The 11,747-nt window shown below is 70.8% G+C and carries 7 protein-coding genes; 5 read left to right on the forward strand and 2 right to left on the reverse strand.

Annotated elements, in window-relative coordinates:
* Positions 1–40: 40 nt before the first annotated feature.
* Positions 41–1,066, forward strand: a complete 1,026-nt coding sequence (locus tag LX15_RS01990) for a 6-phosphofructokinase (RefSeq protein WP_253667706.1) — start codon at positions 41–43, stop codon at positions 1,064–1,066.
* Positions 1,067–1,270: 204 nt separating this feature from the next.
* On the opposite strand, the gene LX15_RS01995 is transcribed toward LX15_RS01990, so the two are convergent.
* Together LX15_RS01995 and LX15_RS02000 are read right to left on the reverse strand one after the other, a co-directional pair.
* On the reverse strand, positions 1,271–2,614 hold the full coding sequence (locus tag LX15_RS01995; protein ID WP_253667707.1) for an FAD-dependent oxidoreductase: 1,344 nt from the start codon (positions 2,612–2,614) through the stop codon (positions 1,271–1,273).
* Between the two features lie 821 nt (positions 2,615–3,435).
* Positions 3,436–4,497 carry a DUF2891 domain-containing protein gene (locus LX15_RS02000; protein WP_253667708.1) on the reverse strand — a complete coding sequence of 354 codons (1,062 nt, stop codon included), beginning with the start codon at positions 4,495–4,497 and terminating at the stop codon, positions 3,436–3,438.
* A 157-nt stretch (positions 4,498–4,654) separates the two neighbouring features.
* On the opposite strand from LX15_RS02000, the gene LX15_RS02005 reads away from it, so the two are divergent.
* The 4 genes from LX15_RS02005 to LX15_RS02020 all read left to right on the forward strand — a co-directional run bounded on the left by LX15_RS02005 (position 4,655) and on the right by LX15_RS02020 (position 11,643).
* Positions 4,655–6,031: a class II 3-deoxy-7-phosphoheptulonate synthase gene (locus LX15_RS02005; RefSeq protein WP_253667709.1), complete on the forward strand. Its 1,377-nt coding sequence runs from the start codon at positions 4,655–4,657 to the stop codon at positions 6,029–6,031.
* Between the two features lie 911 nt (positions 6,032–6,942).
* On the forward strand, positions 6,943–7,707 hold the full coding sequence (locus LX15_RS02010) for a hypothetical protein (protein WP_253667710.1): 765 nt from the start codon (positions 6,943–6,945) through the stop codon (positions 7,705–7,707).
* A 703-nt stretch (positions 7,708–8,410) separates the two neighbouring features.
* Positions 8,411–9,088, forward strand: coding sequence for an ABC transporter ATP-binding protein (locus LX15_RS02015; protein WP_253667711.1), 678 nt, complete (start codon positions 8,411–8,413; stop codon positions 9,086–9,088).
* Entirely contained in the window at positions 9,085–11,643 is a 2,559-nt protein-coding gene (locus tag LX15_RS02020; RefSeq protein WP_253667712.1) for an ABC transporter permease family protein, read from the forward strand. Before LX15_RS02015 ends, LX15_RS02020 begins: the two co-directional genes overlap by 4 nt.
* Positions 11,644–11,747 lie beyond the last annotated feature (104 nt).

The raw sequence follows: 11,747 nt of genomic DNA on the forward strand, positions 1-11,747 counted from the left end.
CACGGGTGTCCCGCGCGGAACAACGGAGGCGAGCGAGCAGATGCGCATCGGCGTGCTCACGGGCGGCGGTGACTGCCCTGGGCTGAACGCGGTGATCCGGGCGGTGGTCCGCAAGGGCATCGAGGTGTACGGCCACGAGGTCGTCGGGTTCCTCAACGGCTGGCGTGGCCCGGTCGAGGGCCAGGTCCGCCCGCTGGGCCTCGACGACGTGGAGGACATCCTCACCAGGGGCGGGACGATCCTCCGCTCCTCGCGCACCAACCCCTACAAGATCGAGGGCGGTGTGGAGCGCATCAGGGAGAACCTGGCCAGGTACGGGGTGGACGCGCTCGTCGCCATCGGCGGCGAGGACACCCTCGGCGTGGCCAAGCGGCTGGTCGACGAGGGCATCGGCGTCGTCGGCGTGCCGAAGACGATCGACAACGACCTGTCGGCGACCGACTACACGTTCGGCTTCGACACCGCGGTGCACATCGCCACCGAGGCGATCGACCGGCTGCGCACCACGGCCGAGTCGCACCACCGCGCGCTGGTGGTCGAGGTCATGGGCCGGCACGCGGGCTGGATCGCGCTGCACTCCGGCCTGGCCGGCGGCGCGAACGTGATCCTGGTGCCCGAGCGGCCGTTCTCGGTGGAGAAGGTCTGCGAGTGGGTGCGGCGGCGGTTCGAGCGCGAGTACGCGCCGATCATCGTCGTGGCCGAGGGCGCCGTCCCCGAGGGCGGGGCCGAGGTGTTGCAGACCGGGGAGCGGGACGCGTTCGGGCACGTCCGGCTGGGCGGGGTCGGCACGTGGCTGGCCGACGAGCTGGCGGCGCGCACCGGCCAGGAGTCCCGGGCCGTGGTGCTCGGCCACACGCAGCGGGGCGGCACCCCGACCGCCTACGACCGGGTCTTGGCGACCCGGTTCGGGCTGCACGCGGTGGACGCGGTGCACGAGGGCGACTTCGGCGTGATGGTCGCGCTGCGCGGCACCGACATCGTGCGGGTCAAGCTGGCCGAGGCCACGGCGGAGCTGAAGACGGTGCCCCTGGAGCGCTACGCCGAGGCCGAGGTGTTCTTCGGCTGACCCGCCGGACCCGGACCGGGCGGGAGCCCGGCCCGGGGTCGGACGAGGAGCGGATGAGGACCGGATGAGGACCGGATGAGGGAGGTACCCATGCGGCGCGACAGCAGGGGGCGCCGCATGGGTACCGGGTCCGGCGTCAGGGACCGGGTCGGAGGCTGGACCACCTGGTGATCACCAGGTGATCACTGGGTGGTCAGCGGATGGTCAGCGGGTGGCGATGTCCAGCATCTCCTCGCGCGGGACGACCTTGATCCGCTCCCGGCCCCTGGCCTCGCCGAGCGCGCGCTCGTGCTGGTCGAGCCGGTTCCAGCCCTCCAGCGTGGTGAACCTGATCCCACGCTGGCGCAGCAGGTCGAGCACGGCGTCCGGGTCGGGCTCGGCCGGCGAGGGCAGCAGCGGCTGGTCGGCGAGCAGGCTGCCGATGGTCTCCAGCGCGTCGCCCTTGGTGTGGCCGATCAGGCCGACGGGGCCGCGCTTGATCCACCCGGTCACGTAGACCCCGGGGATGTGCTGGCCGTCGAGGTCGAGCACCCGGCCCGCCTGGTGCGGCACGGTGCCGGAGTCGTGGTCGAACGGCAGGTCGGCGAGGTGGGTGCTGAGGTAGCCCACCGCCCGGTAGACCGCCTGCACGTCCCAGTCGTGGAACTCGCCGGTCCCGCGCGCGCCGCCCTGGCCGTCGAGTTCCATCCGCTCGGTGCGCAGGCCGGTCACCTCGGTCTCGCCGAGGATCTCCGCCGGGCGGTGCAGGAAGTGCAGGTGCAGGCGGCGCGGCCGGTTCCCCGGGTCGCGCAGCGCCCAGTCCTGGAGGGTCTTGACGACCATCTTGACCTGGTTGCTGCCGTTGATCGCGCGCAGGCTGCCCTCGTCGAACTCGATGTCCTCGGGGTAGACGATCACCTCGACGTTGGGCGAGTGGTCGAGCTCGCGCAGCTCCAGCGGCGTGAACTTGGCCTGGGCCGGGCCGCGCCGGCCGAAGACGTGCACGTCGGTGACCTGGCTGGCGGCCAGCCCCCGGTAGACGTTGTCCGGGATCTCCGTGCTGAGCATCTCGTCGGCGGTCTTGGCCAGCACGCGGGCGACGTCCAGGGCGACGTTGCCGGCGCCGATCACGGCGACGCCGCGCGCGGTCAGCGGCCAGTCGCGGGGCGCGTCGGGGTGCCCGTCGTACCAGGACACGAAGTCGGCGGCCCCGAAGCTGCCGGGCAGGTCGACGCCGGGGACCGCGAGGTCGCGGTCCCGGTCGGCGCCGGTGGCGAAGATGACCGCGTCGTAGTGCTGCCGCAGGTCCTCCAGCTTCACGTCGACGCCGTAGTCGACGTTGCCGAGGAAGCGGATCTCCGGCCGTTCGAGCACCCGCTGGAGGGCGTTGACGATCTGCTTGATCCTGGGGTGGTCGGGGGCGACCCCGTACCGGATCAGGCCGTAGGGCGCGGGCAGCCGCTCCAGCAGGTCGATGCTCACCGGCGTGTCCGACTTGGTCAGGATGTCGGCCGCGTAGATGCCCGCGGGACCCGCGCCGACGACCGCCACCCGCAGCGGGCGACTCATAGGGGTTTCCTCCGTGTGTGGGTGCGTGCGCGTGCCCACGCTGGCCGGTCCTCGGGACGCGCCGGGCACGGGACTCCTCGTGCAGGTTAGCCTTACCTAAGCGATCATGGGCCGTCCGGTGGCTGTGGGCCTGCTCATACCGGCGCGGCGCCCACGGCTCCCTTCGATGGCCTCCTCCTGCCCTCGCGGCGAAAAACCGTTGGCGCGCAAGGAAGGTCGGCTGACACGATCGTCGGCGTGAACAGCGGGGCGGTGCGGGAGGCGGGCCGGGGACACCGGCGGTCCTCCGCGCGACACGCCAGAACGCCCCTGGCCGACCGCGACCGGCTCCCCGGGCACATCCCGCCCGGCAGATGAGCCGGACCGGTCGGGCCGGGGACGGCCGGATCGGGACGGCGCGCCGACGAGGGCGGAATCTCGGGCAGCGGGACGCGGGTTCGACTCCCGCCGGACCCGGCCGTTGGCGGTGACGGCGCCGGGGTCCGTAGCTCAGTGGAGAGCGGCTGTGCCCTCGTCGATCTCGATCATCCTCGGTCCGGTGGACGACCGGCCCGGCCCCTGGCGCGCGCTGCGCCGGGGCCGGCCGGCTCGTCGCGGGGCGGTCGACCCGACCGGCCCCGCACGGCGTTGACGACAGGAACGGTGTTCACGACAGACCTGGGCCCCGCGACCGGTGTGGTCGGCGCGGGGCCTCGCCAGGCGGGCCGGCCGGGCCGGGGAAGGCGCGGCCGGTCCGCGACCACAGCCGGGGTCACTCCGTGACCAGCCGGGGCACCCCTCGGGACCGGTCGGGACGACCCCCGCGGCCGGCGCTCGACGTCTCAGCCCGTCAGCGCGCCGAGGTCCAGGTAGACCGCGAACGTGCCCAGCCAGTGCTCGGCGGCGTAGCCGTGCCCGAACAGGAACGTCCTGCCGACCTCGGCGTGCTCCCGGGCCGCCGCCGCGGCCAGGGACCGGAACCGGTGGTCGGCGGGCAGGGCCTCCGCGACCGCCCGCCAGCACCAGGCCCGGGACAGCGCCAGCCCCGCGAGGTGGGAGCCGTACGGGTCGGCGGGGTCATCGACGGGCACCGGCGCGCGCAGCCCCGCCCAGCGCGGCCCGGCGAGGTCGGGCAGGAACCGGTCCAGCCACGTGACGAACGCGGCGCGGTCGAGCACGCGCCGCATGAGGTCCGCCTCGACCAGCGCGGGGGAGAGGAAGTCGGCGGCGTCCGGCTCGTAGGCCCCGTAGTCGGTGTCCGAGCCGTACCAGCGGAGCGCCGTCCGCTCACAGCACGTAGCCAGCTCGTCGTCGCTGGTCGACCGGGCGGCGTCGAGGATCAGGGACAGGGCGAACGCGGTGTTGCCGTGGGCGCCGGCCCGCAGGGGGAAGCGGGTGGTCGGGAGCCAGTCGAGCAGGCGCCCGCGCAGTACCTCGGCCAACGGCCGCAACGCGTCGGCCCACCGGCCGGCCGCCTTCCGCCCGATGTCGTCGGCCCCGGCGTCCCCCGTGTCCGTCTCCGCCCAGGTGCGCAGCTCCGCCACCAGCAACAACAGCCACGCCCAGCCGTAGGGGCGCTCCCAGTGCCGGCCCTCCTCGCCGCGGAAGAAGTCGGCCTCGACGGCGCACGCCTCCGGCGTGAGCAGCTCGTCGAGGGCGTCGCGCGCCCGGTCCGCCCCCGGCAGGTCGGGACGCAGCCGGAGCAGGCGCACGAGCAGCCACGTCTGGTGCACGCACGAGTGCCAGTCGTAGGAACCGGCGAAGACCGGGTGCAGCGCGCGCTGGGGCACCAGCTCGGAGGGGGAGTGGACCAGGTGCGTCCAGTGCACGGGGTAGTCGCGGCGGACGTTGGCGACGGCCTGGGCCAGCAGGCCGGTTGTCTCGGTGTCGTCGAGGCGGCTCATGGCGGGCATCCTCTCCCGGGTCCGCCGGCGGGACAGCGCCCGTTCGGCGGTCGGAGCCGCCCTCGTCGGGGCGTCGGGACCACTGAATCTTGTCCCACCTGGCGGGAGGGACCGCCCGGGGGACAGGAGACGCCGGGCACGCCCTACCCTGGTACCCGTGAACTGGACCGTGGACGTGCCCGTGGACACGCTCCCGGCGTTGCCGCCGCTCCCGCGGGAGCTGCGGGCCCGCCTCGACGACGCGCTCGCCCGACCTGCCGCCCAGCAGCCGGACTGGCCCGACCCCGAGCAGGCCCGCAAGGTGCGGGCGGTGCTGGAGAGCGTCCCGCCGATCACCGTGCCCGCCGAGGTCGACCTGCTGCGCGAGCGCCTCGCCGCCGTCGCCAAGGGCGAGGCGTTCCTGCTCCAGGGCGGCGACTGCGCGGAGACGTTCGCCGACAACACCGAGCCGCACATCAGGGCGAACATCCGGACGCTGCTCCAGATGGCCGTCGTGCTGACCTACGGCGCGAGCATGCCCGTGGTGAAGCTGGGCCGCATCGCCGGCCAGTACGCCAAGCCGCGCTCGTCCAACACCGACGCGCTCGGCCTGCCGTCCTACCGCGGCGACATGATCAACTCGCTGGTGGCCACGCCCGAGGCCCGCGTGCACGACCCGTCCAGGATGATCCGCGCCTACGCCAACGCGGGCGCGGCCATGAACCTGCTCAGGGCGCTGACCCACGCCGGCATGGCCGACCTGCACCGGGTGCACGACTGGAACAAGGACTTCGTGCGTACCTCGCCGGCCGGCGAGCGGTACGAGGCGCTGGCCAGCGAGATCGACCGCGGCCTCCGGTTCATGGGCGCGTGCGGCGTGCAGGACTCCAGCCTGCACAGCACCGAGTTCTACGCCAGCCACGAGGCGCTCGTGCTCGACTACGAGCGGGCGATGCTGCGGCTGGACGACGGGCAGCTCTACGACCTGTCCGCGCACTTCCTGTGGATCGGGGAGCGGACGCGGCAGCTCGACGGCGCGCACGTCGCCTTCGCCGAGCTGCTGGCCAACCCGATCGGCCTCAAGATCGGGCCGAGCACCACGCCGGAGATGGCGGTCGAGTACGTCGAGCGCCTCGACCCGCGCAACACGCCCGGCCGGCTGACGCTGATCAGCCGGATGGGCAACCAGAAGGTGCGCGACGTGCTGCCGCCGATCATCGAGAAGGTGACCGCCTCCGGCCACCGGGTGATCTGGCAGTGCGACCCGATGCACGGCAACACGCACGAGGCCAGCACCGGCTACAAGACCCGGCACTTCGACCGGATCGTGGACGAGGTGCAGGGCTTCTTCGAGGTGCACCGGTCGCTGGGCACGCACCCCGGCGGCATCCACATCGAGCTGACCGGCGAGGACGTCACGGAGTGCCTGGGCGGGGCCCAGGAGATCTCCGACGCCGATCTGTCCGGCCGGTACGAGACCGCCTGCGACCCCCGGCTGAACACCCAGCAGTCGCTGGAGCTGGCGTTCCTGGTCGCGGAGATGCTCCGCTCCTGACGCCCGCTTCCTGAGCACCGACGGGGCGGGGTCGGCTTCGGCCGACCCCGCCCCGTCGCGTTCCACCTCGTCGTCCGCGCTCGCGGCCGTCGCACCAGGTCCGCGCGCGGCGGCGGACCACCCGCCCACGACCGGCAGCCGCACCGAGAGGCGCAAGCGAGTTCGACGGTGTGCTGGGCTCTTCCTCGGCGCGAGGACCGCTCGGCGTCCATGCCCCGATTGGTTGCTCCGGGTGGAGCATCAAGTCGGCGCCTCTCCTCTCTTCGTTTCTGTCCTCCTTGTTTCTCCGTGGACTCGGCCTGATCGCTGGGTTAGGGTCCCGGTCGGGGACGCCGGGGGCCGGGGAAGGTATGCCCTGAGTGTGGTCGGGGTTCCTTGCGAGGGGATTTCTGTGCGCAGGGGTTTTTCGGCGGTCGCTCTTCTTCTGGCGATCTCGGTGAACGGTGCCCTCGTCGTGCCGTCCGGCGTCGCGTCCGCCGCGGAATTCGACGGCGTGACGGCCGGTTCTGGTGCGCCGCGTCGTGACCGGTGATGAGGAGTGGGACCGGGCGAAGAGGCTCTTCCCGGTGGGGTCGGCAGTGGAAGTCGAGATCGAGCGTCACGTTCCTTTTGGCATGTTCGCGACGCCTCCCGGCCTGCCCGGGGTGGCAGCCCTGATTGATCTGGTCAGCTATCGGCCAGGTGGGGAGAGCGTCTGCCGATCGGAGTGGCCGCCGGTGAGGTCGCGAGTGAAGGTGGTAAGGCGGCGAGCGTGGGAGGCGACGTGAGACGTTGTGTTCCCGGTGGGGTGATGTCGGAGATGGCGGCTTGTCCCGTTCACTCCGGCGGCGGTGCCGGCGCCTGTCGTCCTGATGAAGGCGGGCAGTCGAAGTCGGTGGACAGGTCCCCGCGATGCTGAGGATTCTTGGTAAATGATGATGGAGAACTTCGCCCCGGAGGCACCCCACCTCTCGATCGCCGTATACCCCTCCTCGGAGGAGGATCAGGCGTTGCGGGGTGTGTACGAGGTGCTCCACAAGGCGAACCGGATGACGGATACGTGTCTCGTCCTTGCTCCGGAGGGAGCACGGTTCGAGGCGATATCTGATCTGGCGGACTCGATCCGCGTGGTCGACCTCGACGAGGATCCGGCCGCCTCTGGAATCTTCGAACTCGATGGTCCCCGGGTGGTCCGTGTGCGACTCCTGGATGAGGAGCACGGTGTGGTCGTCCTCGGTTACGAGCGCGCGGGGCGAGATGAGAGCCATCCTGTCTCGCTGGTGTTGTCCGCTGACGCGCTCGGGGTTCCGTCATATTTGTGGACGGACGAGGAGGGCCGCCGGGCTCGTTCGCTTGGGAGATGGGCGCGAAGAACGTTGCGGCTCGTCTGTGACAGTTTGGACCCGCTCTACGGCCACCTCGCCGTTGAGGAGACGTTGCCGCCTCCGTCTGAATTTCGGAAGGGGGTTGAGCATGTTCGGGGGGAGTTCTACGTCTCCCAGAGGCTCGTGGGAGGGAGGAGCGAGTTCGTCGACTCCCTGGTGAAGGACTACGGCGCCAGCCTGGTGTCGACCTGGGGCAGGGGATACTTCATCTGCGGTTGGCCTCCCTTTGGCGGTCCCGGTCTTACCGACGACGAGACGCGCATGCTTGAGCTGAGGATGACGGAATTCCTAGCCGAACGGACTGGAAGTTGACGTCGGTGGGTGACCATGTCCATTGGACTGGAGATGAGGCCAGTTGAGGGACGCGCCGTGGGGCTGAAGGTCGTGGGCGTGGGACCATCCCGCCGCTCGGACGACGAGAGCGACGAACATCTCGCGTTTTCGGTGGCGTGGGAACCGGAGCGGCTCCTTCGCGATCCTTGGTAATACCTGGTCAACGAGCGGAATGCCGACGACGGGTACCTGGAGCTGAAGGTGGACTCGATCCGGGGAAGTGCTTGGCGTGGTCGGTGGCGGGAACTGCTGCTGCCCTGGGTGGTGGGTTACTGGAGGGCGTCGCCGTGGGGAGACGCACTGGATTGGCACGACCGACAACAACTCGCGTCCATGGCGAGGTGTCCGCCAACCAGCGAACGAGTCGTCAGCGAACCCTGGTCGCTGAAGAAATGGCCAAGTTTCGCTCGCCTCCGGGGGCTGTTGGTGTTGGGTAAGACCACGGCGTCAGGGGCCTGAACATCGTCAGGACAAGACAGATATTCCCCCGTCCGACGTCTTGATCAACTAGTGGTGCTCCCCTAGGCTGCCCGCCGGACGACGTCTCGTTTTCGGGTGGGCCGCCGTCGGTGAGTGAAGCATGACGGCCGTCCCTCGATCGTCCCCGCATGTTCTGTTCCACTTCCCTGTGAGAGAGTCGATGATTTCTGGTTCCGGGTCCCCGCTGCTCAAGCTCGACTCCGTGGGAAAGACCTACGCCTCGGGCTCGGTCGAGGTGCACGCCGTCCACCAGGTCTCGTTGTCCGTCATGCCCGGCGAACTCGTGGCGCTCATGGGCCCGAGCGGGTGCGGCAAATCCACGCTGTTGAGCGTCTCCGGTGGTCTGCTCCGGCCGGACTCGGGCACCGTGACGGTGGGAGGAGTCTCCCTCTACGACCTCGCGGGAGCCCGGTTCCACGAACATCGGCGACGATCGCTGGGGTTCGTTTTCCAGGATTTCAACCTCATGCGCACGCTCACCGCGGTCGAGAACGTGATGCTGGTGGACGAGCTGGATGGAATGCCCCGGAAGCGGGCCAGGCAACGGGCTCTGGCGGCCCTGCGATCCGTTGGCCTGGACGATGTGGCCGAGCGGTATCCCGGTGAGCTGTCTGGAGGACAGCAACAGCGCGTGGCGATCGCTCGTGCGCTGACGGGTTCTCCTCGGCTCGTGCTGGCCGATGAACCCACGGGAGCCCTGGACTCTGCCAACACCCGGAGCGTGTTGGGGCTTCTGGGTGAGATCGTGGCGGCAGGTGGGGCATGCCTGGTGGCCACCCACGACCCTGAGGTCGCCGCGGCCGCGCACAGAGTCGTCCAGATGTTGGATGGCGTGCTGACCGAGGGACGAGCGGCTGCTGTCGGTGAGGCGCGACGGTGATCAAGCTGCGGAACACGGCGCTCGCCGCGCGGTTGGCGTGGCGGAGCTTGGCGGCCAACCGGACGCGCTCGCTGTTGCTCGTCCTGTTGATCGCGCTTCCTCTGACCCTGTCCAGCGCGGTGAGCGTTCTGGTCTCCACATCGAGCATCGCTCCCGAGGAGCGACGGCAGCTCGCCATGGGCATGGCCGCGACACGTGTCGCGATTCCCGGTGTGTCCGAGACCGCCACGAAGGAGTCGGCCGCACGGGGTGGCGAACTCATCCGGCAGCACGGTGGCCCGAATGCCCAGCCACATCCGGAACTGCGGGCCACGCTGGACGTGGCGAGCGGCGACCGGCTCATCACGGCCACCACGTACGGCCTGGAGGAGCCCGCCTCGTCACTGCACGACGGACGCTTTCCCTTGGTGGAGGGGAGTCTCCCGACCCAGTCCGGTCAGATCGCGTTGTCGGTGGCCGCGGTGGAGCGGTTGCGGGCGGAGGTGGGCCGGCCGGTCCGTCTGGGCTCCTCGGGGGAGGTCACGGTGGTGGGAACCATCGTGGACCCGACCAATACGCAACGGCTTTGGGCCGTGTCACCGTTGGACGACGTTGTTCGCGCCGCCACCGCGTCGACGACCGCGCAGCCCTGGATGTCCTGGTTGTTGCCTCCAGGGGTGGGAGCCGAGGGTCGTTGGCCGGTGGACCAGGGGTGGCGGATCACGTCCCGGCAGGCCGCTGGCGAGTCCGACGACATCGTGCAGACCGAGATCAACGGCATGTTGTTCGGTCTGCTCGCCCTCGCCCTGGGATTCGTGGCCCTGCTGGCCGGGGCGGGGTTCGCGGTGATCGCTGCTGACGCCCGCCGTGACCTGGGGCTGCTCGGTGCGGTCGGTGCGGAGCCCCACCAGGGAAGGCGGGTGTTGACCTGGCACGGAGTGCTCGTCGGCCTGGCCGCCGCCGTCGTCGGGACCATCCTCGGCCTCGGCACGGCCGCGGTGCTCACGTCACCGGTGTCCGGCTGGTTCTACCAGTTGTGGGGACCGGCCCGGCCAAGCGTCGTCCTGCTGTCGTCGATCGCTGGCATGGGGGTGCTGTCGGCTGTTCTTTCGGCCCGGGTCGCCGGACGGAGGACCGCTGGCCTGTCGGTGTTGGCGGCTCTGCGTCCACGTCCACCGGCCGCGGACCCGCGGGCTGGCTATCGGGCGCTGCGTTGGGCACTGGGATGCGCCATCGCGTTGGCCATGAGCATCGTCCTGCTGTTCCTCGCCCGAACCGAGGTGCTCGTCGTGGTGGCGGGCCTGACCGCCGTCGCCGCGATGGCCGCCGGTTGCATGTCCGTCACACCCTGGCTGGCGCGAAGGGCGAGCAGGGCTGGGTTGGCGGTTCGACTGGCGGTGCGGTCGGCCATCCTCACTCCGGGCCGAAGCGCCGCGCTCACCGCCACCCTGGGCAGTGTGGTGCTGGTGGCCGGGATCGTGTTGACGGGACTGGGCGGACTGACGGCGAAGATGGCCGAGGACGCCCGTCCGGTGCTGCCCAGGGGTGGGGCGATGCTCAACGCCTACTCAGCCCTTCCCGAGAAACTGGTGGACGAGGTGTCCGCCACCCTCGGCTCGCGGCCCGGGTTCCAGATCACGTACGCGTCCCTCCCCCAGGCCGGCCCGATCGACCTGGACTCACAGAGTTTCCGATGTCTCCGTCAGCACGGGCCACGACCCGGGCGGGGCGACAGGTGCGTGCAGGGGAGCGACTTCCCCGCCATGCCGCACAAGGCCGGCATCGTGTCGGGTGAGGGGATGAGGACCATCCTGGGGCGTTCGCTGTCCGAGTCGGAACAGCGCGCCTGGGACGGCGGCGCCGCCATCGTCCTGAGCGAGGACCTCCTGGTCGACGGAATGGTGCGGGAGTTCGCGCGCGGGGTGACGACCTCCCGGACGTTCCCGGGGATCGTGACCCCGGGTATCGGCTTCTTCACCGGCTCCGAGATGCCCAACGCCTACTTCTCCCCGGACGGGGCCAAGGCCGCCGGACTCGCTCCCAGTGACCAGGTCATGTGGTACTTCCCTCCGCAGGAGCGTGACGGCGACCCGCTGGTTCCCTCGGAGGAGGCTCAGGACAGGGCAACAGCCCTGGTGAAGTCGTCCGTCGCCGACGGTGGCTACGTCTACGTTGACCGGGGGCCGCCAGCGGTCAAGGCCATCGGAACCATCTACCTGGTGGCGGCGCTCGTCGTGCTCGGGCTCATTCTGCTGATCGCGGTCATCGCCACCGCGCTGGGGAACGGGGAGCTCCGCCCGGAGTGGGCGACGCTCGCCGGCCTGGGCGCCGCCCCGCGTTTCCGGCGGAACCTCTCCGCGAGCCTGGCAGCCGTCACGTCCACCATGGGCTCGGCGGTGGGGCTGGTTGCGGTGGGGCTCATCGCTCCCGCCCAGGTCCAGGCGATGGGGATATCCCTCGTCCTTGAGCCATGGTTGGTGTTGTCGGCTGGTTGTCTCGTCGCGATCGGCGTGTCCACCGCCGTTGGATGGCTGCTCGCACCAACTGCTACCACGCCGCCTGGCAGGGCCGGCTGAGCGATGAGATCGGATCCGGCCCGCCGTCGCGGACATCGTGATGGCAGGGTGCTCGGCGCGCTGTGAACGCCACAGGACACGGACGGAGTGCGGCCGTGGTCCCC

This window comes from Streptoalloteichus tenebrarius, assembly GCF_024171885.1.
Classification (GTDB): Bacteria; Actinomycetota; Actinomycetes; order Mycobacteriales; family Pseudonocardiaceae; genus Streptoalloteichus; species Streptoalloteichus tenebrarius.

Bases quoted from the DNA above. Each gene is read 5' to 3' on its own strand.
- LX15_RS01990 (WP_253667706.1), top strand. From the start codon at position 41: ATGCGCATCGGCGTGCTCACGGGCGGCGGTGACTGCCCTGGGCTGAAC.
- LX15_RS01995 (WP_253667707.1), bottom strand. From the start codon at position 2,614: ATGAGTCGCCCGCTGCGGGTGGCGGTCGTCGGCGCGGGTCCCGCGGGC.
- LX15_RS02000 (WP_253667708.1), bottom strand. From the start codon at position 4,497: ATGAGCCGCCTCGACGACACCGAGACAACCGGCCTGCTGGCCCAGGCC.
- LX15_RS02010 (WP_253667710.1), top strand. From the start codon at position 6,943: ATGATGATGGAGAACTTCGCCCCGGAGGCACCCCACCTCTCGATCGCC.